This is a genomic window from Neobacillus sp. PS3-40 (assembly GCF_030915485.1).
Taxonomy (GTDB): Bacteria; Bacillota; Bacilli; order Bacillales; family Cytobacillaceae; genus JAUZPL01.
On record NZ_CP133266.1, the window covers coordinates 651375 to 670273 of the forward strand.

The following is an 18899-nucleotide window of genomic DNA, read 5'->3' on the forward strand; positions in this document are numbered from 1 at the left end:
AAGTCCTATCTGATTTTAACAGATTTTTCATTTTATTAAACGGCTTTTTAGTAATTGTTACAAAAACGAAAAAAAGGTGGTTATTAATGGAAGAAAAAAACCGACCTGTCCTTTATGACAAGATCGGTTTTTTTACATTCTTTTTTTTGAAATCAACAGAGTAATTTGTAGCATTGTGAATGGTAAAGAAGACTTCCGTCGATATGCCAAGTACTTTGGTTCCCAAATATCTGTGAATCTTTCTTTAAAATTCCTTAATCCTTGAAAATGATAAATAAAGTGGCCATGCAAGAAAATTTGGGCGGCGATCCTTTCACTTAAAAAGGAAAAGCGAGATAAGCCGACATTCGTAAGCGGGGCCATCCCCATATTAAATCGTTTATACCCATTTTTATTAGCCCATTCAAACATGGAGAGAAAAAGAAAATCAATTGTTCCAGTTGGTGAATCAGGACTAATTCTCATTAAATCAACGGATATAGTAAAATTTTGATCATAAATAGGCATTATGCTTGCAAACCCAATGATTTGTTCTTTTTGATTTTTGACAAGAGCAATTTCTGCTTTATTTAAATAGAGTTCATTAAAAAAGCCCAATGAAAAGCCTTTTTCATTTCTTCCTTCAAGCCAGTCATCTGAAATTTTACGTAAGGTCTCTAAAAGCTCACTAGAATGCTCTGGATGAACAATTTCAAATTGGTAATTCTCACGTTCATATTTATTACTAATTATTTTTAGGCCTTTTATTTTTTTATCGGAATGATGGAAAGAAGTTAAATCAACAAAAGCATCTTCTCCAAGCTTAAAAAAAACATATCCATTGCCATGAAGAAATTGGAGCATATCATTACTTACCTGGTAAAATACAGGCGTGTACCCGTACAAGTCTGATATTTCTTGAAACTCTTGAATCGCATCAGCAATATCACTTTTTTCTCCAATCGGATCACCAAGAACGACAAGTTTGTCTGCGTAAGGTTGAAAAGATAGAAGAACATTTCTTTTACGATTCCAAAAAATATTTTTATCATGTAAAAAGATCAAATGCGATAATGCTTTACCGTGATATTTTTTTAAGTGGTCAAGAATTTCCTGTTCCTGTCCAATCGATTTTTGCATAATCCACTTTTTAGGCTTACTGATCAAATAACCAAAGATTAAGATTAAAAATGCGATAAAAAGTCCAAAAAGAGCACTATTAAACAAATCACGATAATCTAAGATTACATACGGCAATAGTTTATTTGGTAAATTTATTTTTGCTGATGGTAGGTTTGAATATCCAATAATAAGGTACATAGATGTAATGATAAGGATAAGAGTTACGTCAAAAAGTGTTTTTCCCCATGTCATCACATAGCTTTCTCTATAAAAATGACTCTTCGCTATTCTGAATAAAAAAGCTACTATTATTAAAAATATAGCTTCTTCATAATCAATTCCTTTAAAAATAGAAAATAGCGCTGCCAAAATAAGGGCAAACATCGTCAATTCATATGCTCGTTTTACATTGTACTCAATTCCTCTTGAAAGTCCCAGTAAGAGAAATCCAAGGGCAACAGATATCTGATGTGAAATGTTCATGATTGGGAATGATAAGAGCTCCTGTGCCAACCTCATTCTTGACATGATTCCTGGTACACTTGCGGAAAGCAGAAGAATTATCCCAGAAAGAAACACAAGAATAGTTAAAATGATATGACTTAAGCCCTGAACAATTTCATTCGGAAGGTTATTCCAGGATTTATTCCACTTTTCCCAATATGACTTGATAAAAAGGACAAGCCCAATTAAAAAAGGAATAACAAAATATCCTATTCTGTAAAACAGAAGTAAAACAAGGACTTTTTCACTTGAAGCATGCAAATCCTGCATCCCCCAAATAAAAACTAAATCAAAAGATCCAAGTCCCCCTGGAATCATACTAATGATGCCCGCACAAGATGCAATGATAAAAACTGGAAGTAGGTTATTGACACCAATTGATAATCCAAGGATCAAGCTTAAAAGCCAAACAGCAACAAAAATAGCAGTCCATTCTAAAATCGATACCAAAACAAGTTTGATCCCAACTTCAAAAGTAATTAAGGTTTGATCCTCTTTTTTATGTTTTAAAATATGTATAAAAACAAAAGCAGGTAAGTAAAAGCCAACAGCGAGAACAGCAAGATAAAGCCATTTCACGTCGGAAAATAGTGCAAAATGACGATATCCGATAGTAACAATCCATGCAAATAGCGATATTCCTGTCAGGTAGAAAAGGGAGACTGATGCAATTCCTCCAAGCAACCTTTTTTTATCATGCTCATAATTATGATAGAAATAGGTTCTTAACATTGCCCCAACTAAACCACCAAAACCTATTAAGTTTGAAAATGAATTAGCAATAAATGAATTTTCTATAAGTTCTTTCTTTGAGACATGAAATCCAAGGATTCTAACTAGAATGGCGTCGTAAAAAAACATTGGAAAAATGGCCACTATCGTAATACATAATATAAGAATTAGCGATCCGAATTGTAAACGATTTACCTCTTGGCGAAGTAAATGAACATTAACGGAACCTGCGAACTTCTTCATTTCAAAAATAGCTAATATTAACAAAAGAAGAGGGAAAGTAAATTTCACAGTTGTAAAAACTTTTTCTTTTTTTAATCTCAACATCACGAATCTCCTAATTATTCAATACTGTAACTAATATAAGCCTTTTGAGAATAAAAACATAGAAAATAATTTCTATTGGCTGTTTTCGCAGAGATTGTTGCTTTCCATACAGTTATTGTTGACATTTTCATTATAATTCAATCATGTAACTAATTTTAACATACAAATAACATGGATTATATTTCAACCAATAGCATTGTACTAATTTTCCCTTTGTTTATTTTTATACATACTTTTTCAGGACTATAACTGCGTTGTGACCTCCAAACCCAAATGAGTTAGATAATCCAATAGTAAAATTACCTTTTCGAGCGACATTTGGTACATAGTCTAAATCACATAATGGGTCAGCTTGTTCCATATTAATTGTAGGAGGTATAATTCCTTCTTGTAGGCTTTTTACTAATGCAATTGCTTCAACTCCTCCTGAGGCGCCTAACATGTGTCCAAGCATCGATTTATTAGCCGTTATAGGTATCTTATATGCTTGATTACCGAACATCTTTTTAATAGCACGCGTTTCAGATATATCCCCTGTTACTGTGCTCGTTGCATGGGCACTAATCATATCAATTTCAGTAGGAGAAATATTTGCATTCTTCACTGCGGTCTTCATGGCTAAATAGGCACCTTCACCCTCTGGGTGTGTAGATACCATATGATATGCATCTGAACTCGCCCCATACCCAATTACCTCTGCATGTATTCTTGCATTTCTTTTTAAAGCATGTGAAAGTGATTCTAGTATTAATATACTCGCTCCCTCTGACATTACAAAACCGTCTCGTTTGGAATCAAAAGGTCGGCTTGCCCTAGCAGGAACATCATTCAACGTTGATATAGCTTTTGCATTATTAAAACTAGCTAAAGACAATTCCGTTATTGATGCTTCCGCTCCCCCTGCAAATATCACATCTGTTTCACCCAGACGAATGGATTTAAATGCCTCACCAATCGATGTGTTTCCAATTGCACATGCGGAAACCGGTGAAAGCGAGGGGCCCATTGCACCCCATTTTATACTAATTTGAGCAGATGCAGCATTTGTGATTATGGATGGCACTAATGCTGGACTAACCCTTCTTGTTCCTCTATTGCGAAGGGTATCAACATTATCAATTAAAGTTTGAATTCCTCCTGTACCTGAACCCACATAAACACCCATCCGATTCCTATCTAGATTTTCAAAAGTAAGCATAGAGTCCTCCCATGCCTTTTCTGCTGCAAATAAAGCAAATTGACAAAATCTATCAAGGCGACTACTATTTTTCAGTCCTATACATTCTTCTATATTAAAATCTCGAACAGTTCCAGCAATTTTCGTTTTCAAATTAGTTGTATCCATTGTATCAATTCGGGAAATTCCTGATTTACCACTAATTAAATTATTCCAAAATACTCCAACATCATTTCCTAGAGGGGAAACCAGTCCCATTCCAGTAATAACCACTCGTTCCATATTAAACTCCTCCTCAATAGGTCTTTATATCTCTTTTCTACTCTATCAATATTCCATCACAAGGTGTTTATTCTATTATAATATCTAACCGATTCATTTAGGTTAAAAGAGATTGCTATTTTTACAACAAAAAATAATAATCCACACTATTTTCAAGAGGCATACCTTCAATATCAATCCTCTTGATTACTACAGGGAGCAATTGAAAACACTCTTTATAAAAGAAAAAACAACTCCATTACCCACATTTGGCTCTAATACATACTAAATTCAAAATAATATAAATACAATACTATTTCCAACGCTTTCTTATATAACAACTTTAAAACCTCACTACCAAATTATAGTACAGATAATTATGTCAATTTCATTCCAAGATAGCGCAATCATTTTCACACAAAATAAATCAGTGTTTCTAACGTTTCACAAAGTATTAACAATTCAACCGTTATTATGTGATGTTTTTCACATTCTATCTGTTATATAGAATATATGATATACACATGCAACAGTTATATAACCTAAATGAAAAATCGAGGTGTCCATCATGAATCAATGGCAGGGATTTGAAAAAGGTAACTGGGAAAAAGAAGTTAATATTCGTGATTTTATTTTAAAAAATTTCGCTCCTTATGAAGGCGATGATTCATTCCTTGAAGTAGCAACTGAAGCAACAAAGGAACTTTGGGATCAGGTAATGGAGTTAACCGATCAAGAACGTAAAAATGGCGGGGTCCTAGAAATGGATACAGAAACAGTATCTACAATTACTTCACATGGACCTGGATACCTTAATGAAAATCTTGAAAAAGTAGTTGGTGTCCAAACAGATAAACCATTTAATCGCTCCCTACAGCCATTTGGTGGTATTCGAATGGCCAAGCAGGCCTGTGAATCATATGGTTATAAATTAAATCCTGAAATTGAAAAAATCTTTACTGAATTCCGTAAAACACATAATCAAGGTGTTTTCGATGTCTATACAGATGAAATGGCGCTTGCTCGTAAAGCTGCCATCATTACCGGACTTCCTGATGCGTACGGACGTGGGCGCATTATCGGGGATTACCGAAGGGTTGCATTATATGGGGTAGATTTCCTAATCAAAGAAAAACAAAAAGATTTTAAAAATATAAGTAAGGTTATGACTGAGGATAATATGCGTCTTCGCGAGGAAGTTTCCGAGCAAGTACGCGCATTAAAGGAACTAAAGGATTTAGCAAATAGCTATGGCTTTGATATCTCTAAGCCAGCCGTAAATGCAACAGAAGCATTTCAATGGGTTTACTTCGGCTATTTAGCTGCTATCAAAGAACAAAACGGTGCTGCTATGAGCCTTGGACGCATATCGACCTTCCTTGATATTTACATTGAAAGAGATGTTCAAAACGGAACATTAACGGAAATAGAAGCGCAAGAACTAGTTGACCACTTTGTTATGAAGCTTCGACTAGTAAAATTTGCACGTACACCAGATTATAATGAATTATTCAGTGGAGATCCAACATGGGTTACAGAATCTATTGGTGGAATGGCTCTTGACGGACGTTCACTTGTAACCAAGAACTCGTTCCGGTTCCTTCATACCTTAAATAATTTAGGACCAGCACCAGAACCAAACTTAACTGTTTTATGGTCAAGCCAACTTCCTGAGAACTTTAAAAAGTATTGTGCAGAAATATCTATTAAAACAAGTTCAATTCAGTATGAAAACGATGATATTATGCGTCCTGAATATGGAGATGACTATGGTATTGCCTGCTGCGTTTCAGCAATGGAGATTGGGAAACAAATGCAGTTTTTCGGTGCTCGCGCAAACCTTGCCAAAGCACTTCTCTATTCTATTAACGGCGGAGTAGATGAAAAGTTGAAGATTCAGGTTGGTCCACAATATCAACCCATCACTTCTGATGTACTTGATTATGAAGAAGTCATGCAAAAATTTGATCAAATGATGGATTGGCTTGCTGAACTTTACATTAATACATTGAATGTGATCCATTACATGCATGATAAATATAGCTATGAACGAATTGAAATGGCTTTACATGATTCGGAAATTCTCCGTACAATGGCAACTGGAATTGCTGGCTTAAGTGTTGTTGCAGATTCACTTAGTGCCATTAAATATGGTGAAGTAAGAGTTATTCGTGACGAGAACGGAATTGCCATTGATTTTGAATCAAACGGTGATTATCCAAAATACGGCAACAACGATGACCGGGTTGATGATATCGCTATAAAAGTTGTTAAAATGTTTATGAAGAAGTTACGTAAAAATCAAACATATCGAAATTCAGTTCATACTCTTTCAATCTTAACTATAACATCCAATGTCGTGTATGGTAAGAAAACTGGTAATACACCTGATGGACGCCGAATGGGTGAACCCTTTGCACCTGGTGCAAACCCAATGCATGGTCGTGATACAAAAGGGACACTTGCTTCCCTATCATCGGTTGCAAAGCTACCTTATGACTATTGCCAAGATGGAATATCAAATACTTTCTCCATCGTTCCTAATGCTTTAGGAAAAGATGATGCAAGTCGAATTAGGAATCTTGTTTCTATTCTTGATGGTTATGCAATCAAATCAGGACATCATCTCAATGTTAATGTCTTTAATAGAGAAACATTATTAGATGCCATGGAACATCCTGAACTATATCCACAGTTAACAATTCGTGTATCTGGTTATGCGGTTAACTTTATTAAACTTACAAAAGAGCAACAGCTCGATGTTATTAATCGTACTTTCCATGAAACAATGTAAAAAGAAAGTGCAAGAGTTTCTGGCGGTAAATTCGTTCCTGTCATTCCATTAAAAGAACCGAAGCCACTGCAGGGGACTGGACGATTGAGTTTCACAAATATCAATTTTTCCGTATATATTCTGGTATTACACGGAAAAAGGAGCTTCTTATTAAGTGAAATCTCCAGGCATACAATGAAGGAGGAAAATCATCATGAACGGGAATATTCATTCAATTGAAACATTTGGAACGGTAGATGGTCCAGGAATACGTTATGTTATTTTTACTCAAGGTTGCCTTTTGCGCTGCCAATTTTGCCATAATGCGGATACTTGGGAAATAAATGCCGGTAAACAAATGTCCGTTTCCGAAATCATGAATGACCTGGTTTCTTATCTTCCTTTCATTGATTCTTCCGGAGGCGGTATCACGGTAAGCGGTGGGGAGCCGTTATTACAAATCCCCTTTCTTATTGAGTTATTTAAAGAATGTAAGAACAAAGGGATTCATACTACTATTGACTCTTCTGGTGGATGTTTTTCAAACTCTTATCGTTTTCTTGAACAACTAGAGGAATTACTTCAATTTACAGACTTGGTATTGCTAGATTTAAAACATATTAATCGGAAGAAACATATTAAGCTAACAGGTATGGCCAATGATCATATTTTAGACTTTGCCAAATTTTTATCAAATAAAAATATACCTGTTTGGATTAGACATGTATTGGTACCCACTGTAACTGATGATCCTTGCGACTTACAAAATCTTGGGGAATTCATTGGCACCCTTGAAAATGTTCAAAAAGTCGAAGTTCTCCCCTATCATAAACTTGGTGTTTATAAATGGGATGCACTTGGACATGAGTATCAATTAAAGAATGTGGAACCACCGAGTGTTGAAAATGTTGATTTCGCGGTTGCAATGCTCAACAAATATCAGAAAAAGCTTATCAATGCTTAATTGTAAAAATAGAAAAGTGCATGCGCCTAATAGCCACAATCTCAATAAAGACTGTACCTTTGATTTAAGTGGATTTTTCATCTTCAAGTAATCAATATATAAATTTATAATTTCTTTTCGGTAAAAAACACTAATTTTAAAAAAATTAGTGTTTTTTACTATATTGTGAACAGCCCTTTTCTGCATAGTTTTTTGATAAATTTATAGTATGGTAATGTTATTCATATTAGTTTTGGTTCTAAAAGGAGAGATCAATAAAATGTATGAAATTTTAAGTAAATTAAGCAATTTTTTAAGTAGCCCATTTTTTGTTTTAGTGGATGAATTGAAACAAATCCCAATCCTTGCGGCATTTTTTCTTGGGTTAATTGGAGCACTTGCCCCTTGCCAACTAACCGGAAATATAAGTGCTATTACCTATTATGGTCAAAGAAGTTTACAGTCAAAAAGACAATGGGTTGAAGCGCTTTTCTTTATTCTTGGGAAAATAGTAGTTTTTTCCGTTTTAGGTCTTTCTGTATGGGCGATTGGTCGAGAATTCCAAGATGCCATTACCAGTTTTTTTGCTATTTTCCGTCAATTAATGGGGCCATTTATTATTTTCATAGGACTATTTTTAATGGGCCTATTTAAACTAAATTGGATCACCCGTCTGTTCTCTCGCATCCCAGCCAGCAAACATGGTGGTCTTTTAGGTTCATTCCTGATGGGAGTAAGTTTTTCTATTGCTTTTTGTCCGACTATGTTTGTCTTATTTTTTCTTACTTTAATGCCAATCGTACTGAACTCAGCATATGGAGCAATTCTCCCATCAATATTTGCAATTGGTACATCCCTTCCTTTAGTTATAATTATGTTGATTATTTGGTTTCTTGGTATTGATGGTGCATTAATGAGAAAAAGCAGGCGACTAGGAGCAATTGTTCAAAAGTCAGCAGGTATCTTTCTCATTCTACTTGGTGTAATAGATACAATTACATACTGGTGAGCCTCTCCTAAACTTGTAAATTCTATTGGAGTTATACTATTTAGACATCGACTGCAAATTTTGCGGTCTTTTAAATTTTAACTTTGTACAAATAACGAAAATTCTCCAATTAGGACCAATATTATCTAGATTAAATTGATTCTTTCCCCTTTCTCCTATATACTCTTATCATGGCTAAAAAGTGAGGTGAATAATTTTGTTTCAGATGATCATTGATTTTACGGATATTAATACATTAAATGCCCTTTATATAAGTATTATCATTGGGATTACAATCAAATATCTCTGGGCATGGAATGTTGAATATTCCTTTTTAGGATCATTGTCAGAACCTGCAAACACACAAATTATTCATCCTTTATTTTTTTATAAGAAAAAAAACAATTTAAATGGAAACTTTATTTTGATCAGAATTGTTAAATATATTCGTAGAAAAAAATGTTCACAGGATGATTCTGAAGAACGTATTTCCTACTGTTTTATTTAGATAAAATTCATACCACAAATCAGGAGGAAAAATGAAAATTAAACATTCTTCACTTACAATAATGAGTCTTTTAGTATTAACTACTTTATTACTTTCAGGTTGTTCCGCTAAAACTGGAATGGATACTGGGTTCTTTCATACCTATTTTGTAAATCCATTTACTATTTCAATCCATTCAGTAGCTGGAGTTTTCTTTGGAAGTTATGGTATTGCAATTATCATCATAACTATTGTTATTCGATCAATATTGATGCCATTTATGCTAAAACAATATAAAAGTCAAATGCACATGAAAGAAAAAATGGATTTATTGAAGCCTGAACTAGATGCTATCCAAAAGAAAATGAAAACAGAAAAGGATCCAAAAAAGAAACAAGCACTTCAACAGGAACAAATGGGTCTTTACCAAAAACATGGTGTTAATCCTTTAAATATGGGTTGTCTACCATTGATAATTCAGATGCCAATTCTTACAGGTTTCTATTATGCGATTCGTGGTTCAAAGGAAATTGCATCCCATCATTTTTTATGGTTTAATCTTGGACATCCAGATATTTATATTACATTGGTTGCCGGTGTCATTTATTATTTACAATTTAAAGTATCACAGTCAACAATGCCTACACAGCAGTCAGAACAAATGAAATACATGGGCCTTCTTTCTCCGGTAATGATCGTTATGTTTTCATTAAAATCCCCTGCAGCACTTCCACTTTATTGGGCTGTCGGTGGTACATTCTTAATCATACAAACAATTATTGGCAGAAAGCTTTATGGCAATAAAGAAACTGAAGTAAAAGTAAAACAAAAATAATGTAAAAAAGGCGACCTAAAATTCACATTGAATTTTAGAGTCGTCTTTTTTTTACAATTATATATCCTTAAAAGATCTTCAGCGGCCTCGCTAAATCGCCTGCTCAGTCCCCACCAAAGTCATTAAAATAAAGATTTTTTTGGAATAAATGGTGGTCTTTGGGTGTTTTCAGATTTTTCTACTTTACCCACCTGAGTTGATTGGAGCGGAGGGCACTTGACTCCTGCTGAATTTAAGGAAAGGGCGTTCATCAATTTCTTTAGCTTATAGACTTTCCAATAATAAGGCCAACATACGCAAGTGAAATACCTACTATATAGCTAAGTGCTAAATTCAAATAAAAAAAGGACAGCTTTTTTGTTTCTCTAAGCTTTTCCATCTCAAGTTTAAATGTAGAAAAAGTCGTAAAAGCCCCCATAAAACCAACACCTAATAACGCATAAAGATGACCATTTAATTGCATTCCAAATAATATTCCTAAAAGAAAAGCACCAAGAAGGTTGACAATTAAAGTTCCCAACGGAAAACCCTGTTTATTTATCACTTTTCTACTTATAATAAACCTGGCGTTCGCCCCAAAAAAACCACCTACCGCTATGTATATCATTTCCATCATCATAACGTTTTCCCTACTTTTATTAACTTCCTCTTACCTAACTCCATTCCCATCCTTACAAATAAAAGTCCACCAAACAGGCTTGTGATTACATAAAGGAATCCTTTAATGTATGCTTCATTTTCTATTAAATGGACAGCTTCGATACAAAATGTTGAGAACGTGGTATATGACCCAATTATACCTGTTGAAATGGCACTTAATATATATGGGTGAAGCTTTTTAGGTACTAAAAACCTGGATGAAAACCAGCCGAGAATAAAGGATCCAGATAAATTTATCAATAATGTCCCAAACGGAAAACCCTTTCCCCACAGACCTGAGGCTATTATAGAAAGGAAATACCTCACTAAACTACCCACAATTCCACCGATCCCGATAAAGAAATAAATCAACTAAAACACCTCATTAATAACACATAGCAAAACTTATTTTACCATTACCAACTTGAATAGTTTTTATCGAAATAGGAATCCTATCCATGAACATAACAACTTTAAAAAGGAGAGTTACTACAGAATGAAAATAAAATTATTCTTTATTGCATCAGTTTTATTTAGTCTATATTTAACAGGTTGTGCAAGAAATAATGTAAATGACAACGTGGCTTATCGAAATAAAAATGGAATGGAACCTACAAGGGTTAATTATCACACTCGTAATGGAGCTCCACTCGTAACTGACGTTGATCGCAATAACATCAATCCAAATGTTACAGATGTTCGCTACAATAACCGTAATATCAATAATGTAGGCGATAACAGATCAAAAATGCAGGTTGCAGATCAAGTTGCAAAGAGAGTTTCTGATTTAAAAGAAGTTGACCAAGCAAATGTTATTGTTACGGATAATAATGCTTATGTTGCAGCTAAACTGGCTAATAATGTTGGAGACAAACTTACGAATAAAATTGAAAACAAAATTTCAGATCGAGTGAAATCTGTTGATCGTGATATCGACAATGTCTATGTTTCCGTAAATCCAGATTTTTATGATCGGATGACCGGATATTCAAATGATATTAGAGCAGGAAAGCCTGTTTCAGGTTTCTTTGATCAATTTTCACGTACTGTTCGTAGAGTTTTCCCTGATCTTAAATAGTTAATAACCATTTAAAAAAACTCGCCAATTGTCATAGCCCTCAAAGGGCGATGACAGAGGCGTAGTTGCACTTATGCTCTAGTGGAATTTATGGATATAAATTCTGATTAGCTAAGAAAAAGGCTGCCAATTACGGCAGTCTTTTCTTATGCATCCTGAAAATACTCTTTATAAAATCCGCCTACTTTTCCTGAATTATCAAGTATAAAGTAAAATTCTTCTGTTTCATTTTTCACTTCATATACTTTTCCAACGGTTAGAGCTTGATTTACAATATATTTTTTCGCATCTGTATGAATACATTCTACTTCTTTTAATGTTTCACGATCATGCCATCCTAAGTGTATCATATTTTCCTCCCTCTCAATTTATGTACATCTTCTAGTATATAAAGTACGATGTCCAATCGCAACTATATTCACGGAATTCGTATCAGTTGAATTCATAATATAAGGTAGTTACCATTCCTCAGAAATAAAAATCGGATTATTACTTATTTTTAATTTGTTTTAAAATTTTTTAAATTAATTTATTCATTATGGGGTTTTCAAATGGAAGAAAAACCATTACAATGATAAAAACTGAATATTAATCCACTTTCCCAAGGAGGCATTCAAATTGAAGATAATGAGTAACGAGTTGTTGGTTGTTTCGTATCGGGATGCACTAAAATCTGGCAAGGAAAAAGAATGGATTATGTTTTTAAAAGAAGAAATTAAACGACGTGGATTACGCCCATTTAAGAATCGCTAAAAATTAAGCATTATTTAATTGTATTGTTAATAAATCTGTTTTTTAGTTTATTTTGATGTTATCTATTAATCTCTTGTAATAAAAACAACAACCAATGGCTGTTGTTTTTATTTTACCCTTACAAATGGAAAATTAATACTTACTCTTGTCCCCGCTCCAACTTTGCTCTCAATTGAAATAGTTCCTTTATTATTTGCAATTAGCCTTTTGGCAATCGATAAGCCTAAACCAGTTCCACCATTATCCCTGTTACGAGCTTTATCGACACGATAAAAACGGTTAAAGACTTTTGAAACATGTTCAGGAGGAATACCAATTCCAAAATCCTCAACGGCCAAAATAGTGGAGTGTTCATTTTGTTCGCCTATAATCAAGATCTGTTTATTTTCACCTGAATATTTAATTGCATTATCCAATAGAATAATCAGTATTTGATGTAAATGCTGTTCGGGTAACACTAATGGTTTATAGAGATTATTGATTCGGATTTTAAACTGAAATTCTGGATGAATCATTTCAAAATTTTTTACTAACTGATATAAGAAATCGGGAACATTCACAAATTCTTGAGAATGAGAAATTCTCGAATTCTCGGCCCTCGTTAATTCTAGTAAATTTATTATCAGCGATTTCAATTTTAAAACTTCCTGCAAAGAAGCCTCTAGAGATTCATCTAATATAGCCGGATCTTTCTTTCCCCACCGATTCAATAAGGAAAGATGACCTTCAAGAATTGAAGCAGGTGTTCTTAATTCATGTGATGCATCCTCTATAAACTGTTTTTGCTGTAAAAATGACTTTTCAATTTCATCCATCATTTCGTTAAATAAATTTGAAAGTTCCGTAAGTTCATCTTCTTGTTTATAACCATTCATTCGCCCCTGAAAGCCACTTTCTTTAATTTTCTTCATTGTACCTGCTAAGTCTCTAATTGGTTTAAGAAGTTGCTGAGCAAGGATAATTCCACTAATTGCGCTTAAAATAATAGCTGCGATCCCGAAAAGTGTCATAACCATAAAAAGATGTTCCATCATTTTTTTGTATGAATTCAATTCTCTTACAATTTCAATTGTTCCTTGAAAATGATTGATTTTCAAAGGATACCTCGCAATAATTGCATCATTTTCTTCTGCAGATATTTTTTCAATCCTTTTTACATTGACAGGAGAAGGCTCTAACACTGGAAAAATCCCATTTTTATCGGAAACAAGAATCTTGCCATCATGATCATACACACGGATTAACTGATCTTTATCATTCATTTTTCTTAAAAATTCATTGCTGTTCTTTATTTCATTTTCAATTGAATTATCTGGTCGTTCCTTATAATAAGTTGTAATATCTGTTAATGTTCGTTTAACAGCAAATTCCTCACGTTTCAGCATCCATTTTGAAACTGAATGATATTCCAAAAAACTAAATAGAAAAAAGGTCAAAAAAATGGCTGTTGATCCACTTAACACTAATTTAGTCTGCCATGGTATTGTTTTAGGAAGTTTCCGAATTTTTTTTATCATCTCATTACGTATCCAGTACCACGAACAGTTTGAATATAACTACCATCATTTTTCTCATCAATTTTGTTCCTTAAATATCGTACATATACATCAACGACATTTGTTTCGACACCCGTATGGTAACCCCAAACTTTATTTAGAAGGACTTCTCTGGTTAGAACAATATTAATATTACTTATAAAAATAACAAGTAAGTCATATTCACGTTTTGTAAGAGAAATGACCTCTCCGCCTTTTCTTACTACACATGACTCTAATTCAATCGATAAATCATTAAAGTTTAATACGGTTAAATCATTAGTTGTTAAAACTTCTACCCTTCGAAGCAATGATCTTAGTCTCGCAAGTAGTTCTTCAATAGCAAATGGTTTTATAATATAATCGTCCGCACCACTATCAAGACCTGAGACTCTATCCAAGACAGTATCTCTTGCCGTAATCATGATGATTGGAACAATCTTATTCGTCTGCCTAATCCTTCTGCACACTTCTAACCCGTTTAATTCAGGCAGCATCAAATCAAGCAGAATAGCATCCCATTCCCCAGAAAGTGCATGTTTTAAGCCATTTCGGCCATCTGAACAAACCTCTGTTTCATACCCTTCATAATTCAACTCAAGTTCAATAAATCTCGATAAATTTTTTTCATCTTCGATTATTAGGATTCTTTTCATCTATTTCACGCTCACTATTGAGTAATTTCACATAATCGCCAACTTGATTTTAGCAAAAGTTTATCCTTTTACTAATTTTATATTTCCCCTATTATGCAAGGATTGCATTTGGAATTATTATCCTGAAACATTATTCCCTTTTCAATACAGAAAAAACACATGCAGGGAGTGCATGTGCTTTTATAGAAGTCAACCTCCATTATTGGGCAAAAGAATAATCTGCAGCGAATGATCTATTGCTAAGCAATAATGAAATCGATACTTTCGTCCGATCATCGATTAATAACTCCTTTACCAACCCTACCTGTTAACTATAACAGCCTCACCAAAGAGGAACATGAGAAGAACATTAAAATTTGATTAAAAAAGGCCTAAACAAATTGGGGTTTCAAGGATAATTTATCTAGTTGAGTTTTTATTTTTTCTGTTGCTTCCTGGTGACTAGTGGCAAAAATATCAAAAAAATCTCCTACGTATTCTTGGCGCTTATGATCGTATTTCGGATCATAATAACTTTCAAGCAAGATCTTTATCATTTGGGCATATTGACATTTTTCTAAAAGCTCTGCCAAGTCCTTTTTGAAGTTAGGATCTTTTTCTCGCCTAAATACTCTTTCAAGACTTTCTTGAATTTCCCCAAAATACCATGGTAAATTTTCGAAAGGGGTGACATATTCATTTACAAGATGTGTAACCCTTTGTTCGATTGGTATGTGAAGTTGGATATGAATTCCATGGATTTTTTTTATCATTAATTCATCAGGTTGTGACGCTTTACCGATTCTTTTACTTTCTGCTTCCATAAGGAAATAGGGCGCTTCTTGCAGTTCTTGAAGCTGCTTAAATAAAAGGGAGTCAAACGTCTTTTGGTTATGGCCCTCATTTAATCCAATTGTTCCAAAAATAGATCCACGATGTCCGGCCATAGCTTCCAAGTCTAAGACGGGATAACCCTCTTTTGATAAAATTTTTAGTATTTCTGTTTTACCAACACCAGTTAATCCGTGTAATACAACGGCCTTTTCAGGGAACATGGTTGGAATTTCCTTAAGGATATACTCACGGTATGCCTTATACCCGCCGATCAAGCGTTTAGCACGAACACCGGCAAAGTCTAAAAAAGTCGCTACTGCCTTACTCCGCGTTCCGCCACGCCAACAATGGATAATCGGCTGTATGCTCTTTCCTGAAGCCTCTTTAATTGATTGAAGAAGATCAGGTATTTTATGAGAAACAAGTTCCATTGCTCTCCATTTTGCTTGGTCTTGTCCCTCATTCTTATAGATGGTTCCTATCTCTTTCCTTTCGTCATCAGTGAATAAAGGAATATTTATGGCACCAGGAATCGAGCTTTCCTTAAACTCAATAGGTGACCTAATATCAATAATCACGGGATTATTGATACTAAAAAGTTCTTCTACGGTAATTTCTTTCAATGTGAACGACGCCCCATATTCAAATAATATAATTTTTTGGTTAACCTTTATTATAAAGGAGAAGTGCAAAGCTTTCAACAAACGACAAAACGGCTGCCATTTGGTCAGCCGTTAGCGAAAGGTGCTTCCAGTTAATTTTTCAACTGCTTTGCAGAATTTCCCCCAATTTTTCGGAAAACAATCTGTTCCTTCACATACATATGTTTTACTTTTTGTTTTAAATTTAATCATCCAATTCGTTTTACCAAGAGTAATTCCTTCCTCTTTCCCATAAGAGGGCATCCATTCCCATAATTTCATGGTGAATATTTCCCTTTTGAATTCATCTAAATCTCCTGGGTTTTTAGGAGGAAAATCACTATTCGATTTTGAATCCCCAATGCGTCTCCATTCAAAAAAGGTAAATCTTTTTTGAACAAAATTCACATTTACTTGATATGAAATCCCATCATCTCCGTCAAGTATTGCTACTAATAAAAAGGGGTGTTTATCAGGCTGAATCGAAATATTACCCTCTTGTATGCGAAATAAGTCTTTCTTTCTTGAAACAATTGATTTAATCTGTGATGGCAAAAAGGGCTTTTCCCGATAAGTGATCAGCATTCGATTCACTTCTGTGCAAATCGCTGGAATCGGCATTGGTCCTTTATCTTCTAAAATAGAAATGATCGTTTCAAATACCTTCATACACCCTCACCCTAACTTTTAAACCGATTTGTTTCCTTTTGGAAAGCCTAGTTGATATGCGCCAATTTTGGACTATTCCACAATATGTTTAAATTATATTCAAAAAATTCCCCTTTTGCTGTAACAAAGCGCACGCGTTATAAGTTTTATATAAAAAAGTGGAGGACGCCGTAACGAAAAATCAGTGATTTGGCGATCCCTTAAGCAACATAAGTTTTGGATATAAATCTTGCTTAGACTGTTAAGGCAGGAAATAAAAACCCACTCTATTAAGAGTGGCAGATTGTCGAGAAAGGGGTATTTTTCTCGGCAATTTTTATTTTCTCAGAGTCCGAATACCAAATTTATCAAAGCTCCCTGCAAATGGGCCTGTTGATTTCCGCTCCAGGCACTCGCTTTCCGCGGGGAGGTCCTGAAGCCTCCTCGGCGTTACCGCCTGCGGGTCTCCAGTGACCTCTATATCCCGCAGGAGTCGAGTGCCCTCCGCTCCAATCAACAGGGGGTAAATCAACTTAAAGTATTGCAACACACTTTTTCAAATTTAGCTAAATGTGTTGCAATCTTTTTATATTTTGGCATGCGGCAGTAAGGAGAGCCTGCTCGGATGCATTCTTCAATCCCCATAACCGGCAATAGCGAAGCCCATGCAGCTCTTCCTGAGTCTGCGAAGCTTCGCTCAATTTTTTCCTTTCTAAATTTATAAAGTATTTTTCCAGATTTAGATAAGCGATTTAACCTTACCTTTTCTTTGTGCTCCTCCCAAACATGTCGTGTTACAACTTTCACTTTATTTTTTGAGCGTGTACATTGGGATAAAAATGGGCAGTTCGTACACTTCTTCGAATCAGATTTGTATTCCCTATATCCCTCACGGGTTGTAGTTTTGTAGGTTAATTCTTTGTTGTTGGGGCATATGTACAGGTCACGATCTTTATCGTATGTAAATTTCCATTTGGGAAATAAACCAGTAGTAGGATGGTATCTTCTATGGGCAATGACTCCAAAAATTTTCCGATCAGAAAGTCCTTTGCAAATGGGATTTGTAAGATACCCTGAATCTAATGCTACAGCTTCCACCATAAATCCAAATCGTTGGAACTGACGGTCCAACCTACTAAGATAAGGAACAGAATCATGAACATTGCCAGGTGTAACATAAACGTCAGTAATTATATTTAACTTTATATCCGTAGTTCGGTGGTCAAGATAACAGAACATTTCTTGTTTATTTTCACGGGACATAAAACCACATTCTGGGTCAGTAGTACTTACACGAATTTCCTTAGTTTCTTTTACTTCGTCCTTTTCTTTTAATGGCTTTTTTCCGTGTTTAAGTCTATCTTCTTCAATCGCCTTGTTTAAGTCATCAAAATATTCTCGAGTATCTACTTCCACTTCTTGTCTCGTAAACTTGTTTTTATTTGCATTTGCCTTTAAATGTGTAGAATCCGTAAATAAAACACGTCCGCCAACCATCTTATGATTTATTGCTAGAAGTACAATCTCATCAAAAATCTCCTGAAGAATAGTAGTATCCTTAAAACGGTATTGACGATTCCAACTAATCGTTGAGTGATGAGGTACAGAGTCCTTGAATTTTAGACCTAAAAACCAGCGATAGGCAACGTTCGTTCTAATTTCTCTTTCTAGTTGGCGTTCAGAACGAATGCCATAAATATAACCAATAAACATCATTATAAAAAGAATAAGGGGATCAGTTGGGCGTCCATTATCATCGCTATAATATTGGCGGATTTTTTCTAGAAGAAACGAAAAATCAATATATTTATCAATCAAACAAAGTAGATGGTCATCAGGTACTAATTCATCAATAGATACAAATTCATATTCATTTTGACTATACTCTTTTGGCTTAAACATTGATTTCACCACTTTTTTTATTAATTATTAGTTGAACGTAAGTTCTTTATTGAAAGACACTCTGTTGATTGGAGTGGAAGGCGCTCGACTCCTGCGGGAGTACGGG

At 34.5% G+C, this 18899-nt stretch carries 17 protein-coding genes; 7 read left to right on the plus strand and 10 right to left on the minus strand.

The genetic code is table 11. The annotated features are described in order from the left end of the window. Positions 1–132 precede the first annotated feature (132 nt). Positions 133–2664, minus strand: a complete 2532-nt coding sequence (mprF, locus tag RCG20_RS03250) for a bifunctional lysylphosphatidylglycerol flippase/synthetase MprF (RefSeq protein WP_308182799.1) — start codon at positions 2662–2664, stop codon at positions 133–135. 223 nt (positions 2665–2887) lie between these two features. Next, positions 2888–4123 (minus strand): beta-ketoacyl-ACP synthase II, encoded by a 1236-nt coding sequence (gene fabF, locus RCG20_RS03255; protein ID WP_308182800.1) that lies wholly within the window; start codon positions 4121–4123, stop codon positions 2888–2890. A gap of 547 nt (positions 4124–4670) precedes the next feature. On the opposite strand from fabF, the gene pflB reads away from it, so the two are divergent. The 5 genes from pflB (at position 4671) to yidC (ending at position 10128) form a co-directional block, all read left to right on the plus strand. Further along, entirely contained in the window at positions 4671–6896 is a 2226-nt protein-coding gene (pflB, locus tag RCG20_RS03260) for a formate C-acetyltransferase (RefSeq protein WP_308182801.1), read from the plus strand. Between the two features lie 193 nt (positions 6897–7089). After that, entirely contained in the window at positions 7090–7839 is a 750-nt protein-coding gene (gene pflA / locus RCG20_RS03265) for a pyruvate formate-lyase-activating protein (RefSeq protein ID WP_308182802.1), read from the plus strand. Between the two features lie 259 nt (positions 7840–8098). Beyond that, complete coding sequence (locus RCG20_RS03270; RefSeq protein WP_308182803.1) at positions 8099–8827, plus strand: urease accessory protein UreH domain-containing protein; 729 nt, start codon at positions 8099–8101, stop codon at positions 8825–8827. A 196-nt stretch (positions 8828–9023) separates the two neighbouring features. Next, the gene (locus RCG20_RS03275; RefSeq protein WP_308182804.1) at positions 9024–9314 is read left to right on the plus strand and encodes a hypothetical protein; all 291 of its coding nucleotides are present in this window, start codon (positions 9024–9026) and stop codon (positions 9312–9314) included. Between the two features lie 31 nt (positions 9315–9345). Then, positions 9346–10128 (plus strand): membrane protein insertase YidC, encoded by a 783-nt coding sequence (yidC, locus tag RCG20_RS03280; protein ID WP_308182805.1) that lies wholly within the window; start codon positions 9346–9348, stop codon positions 10126–10128. Positions 10129–10387: 259 nt separating this feature from the next. Here the strand turns inward: yidC and RCG20_RS03285 are convergent, their stop codons facing one another. Next, positions 10388–10747 (minus strand): fluoride efflux transporter FluC, encoded by a 360-nt coding sequence (locus RCG20_RS03285; protein ID WP_308182807.1) that lies wholly within the window; start codon positions 10745–10747, stop codon positions 10388–10390. Beyond that, positions 10744–11139 carry a fluoride efflux transporter CrcB gene (gene crcB, locus RCG20_RS03290; RefSeq protein WP_308182808.1) on the minus strand — a complete coding sequence of 132 codons (396 nt, stop codon included), beginning with the start codon at positions 11137–11139 and terminating at the stop codon, positions 10744–10746. The genes RCG20_RS03285 and crcB overlap by 4 nt, the downstream gene beginning before the upstream one ends. A gap of 124 nt (positions 11140–11263) precedes the next feature. Here crcB and RCG20_RS03295 point away from each other — a divergent pair, with 124 nt between their 5' ends. Next, positions 11264–11845: a YhcN/YlaJ family sporulation lipoprotein gene (locus RCG20_RS03295; RefSeq protein WP_308182809.1), complete on the plus strand. Its 582-nt coding sequence runs from the start codon at positions 11264–11266 to the stop codon at positions 11843–11845. Positions 11846–11991: 146 nt separating this feature from the next. On the opposite strand, the gene RCG20_RS03300 is transcribed toward RCG20_RS03295, so the two are convergent. Next, positions 11992–12195 carry a DUF6501 family protein gene (locus RCG20_RS03300; RefSeq protein WP_308182810.1) on the minus strand — a complete coding sequence of 68 codons (204 nt, stop codon included), beginning with the start codon at positions 12193–12195 and terminating at the stop codon, positions 11992–11994. Positions 12196–12472: 277 nt separating this feature from the next. On the opposite strand from RCG20_RS03300, the gene sda reads away from it, so the two are divergent. Then, positions 12473–12598, plus strand: a complete 126-nt coding sequence (gene sda, locus RCG20_RS03305; RefSeq protein ID WP_374120527.1) for a sporulation histidine kinase inhibitor Sda — start codon at positions 12473–12475, stop codon at positions 12596–12598. A gap of 107 nt (positions 12599–12705) precedes the next feature. Here sda and RCG20_RS03310 read toward each other — a convergent pair whose 3' ends face one another. The 5 genes from RCG20_RS03310 to RCG20_RS03330 all read right to left on the minus strand — a co-directional run bounded on the left by RCG20_RS03310 (position 12706) and on the right by RCG20_RS03330 (position 18793). After that, a complete protein-coding gene (locus tag RCG20_RS03310; RefSeq protein ID WP_308182812.1) occupies positions 12706–14115 on the minus strand; it encodes a sensor histidine kinase in 1410 nt (469 codons plus the stop codon). Continuing rightward, positions 14112–14789, minus strand: coding sequence for a response regulator transcription factor (locus RCG20_RS03315; protein WP_308182813.1), 678 nt, complete (start codon positions 14787–14789; stop codon positions 14112–14114). The genes RCG20_RS03310 and RCG20_RS03315 overlap by 4 nt, the downstream gene beginning before the upstream one ends. 371 nt (positions 14790–15160) lie before the next feature. Further along, positions 15161–16225: a tRNA 2-selenouridine(34) synthase MnmH gene (mnmH, locus tag RCG20_RS03320; RefSeq protein WP_308182814.1), complete on the minus strand. Its 1065-nt coding sequence runs from the start codon at positions 16223–16225 to the stop codon at positions 15161–15163. 111 nt (positions 16226–16336) lie between these two features. Then, positions 16337–16912 (minus strand): hypothetical protein, encoded by a 576-nt coding sequence (locus RCG20_RS03325; protein WP_308182815.1) that lies wholly within the window; start codon positions 16910–16912, stop codon positions 16337–16339. A 545-nt stretch (positions 16913–17457) separates the two neighbouring features. Then, a protein-coding gene (locus RCG20_RS03330; protein WP_308182816.1) for an IS1182 family transposase occupies positions 17458–18793 on the minus strand; the annotation gives its coding sequence in 2 pieces (ribosomal slippage) (positions 17458–17568 and positions 17570–18793; 1335 coding nt in all). Positions 18794–18899: the final 106 nt, after the last annotated feature.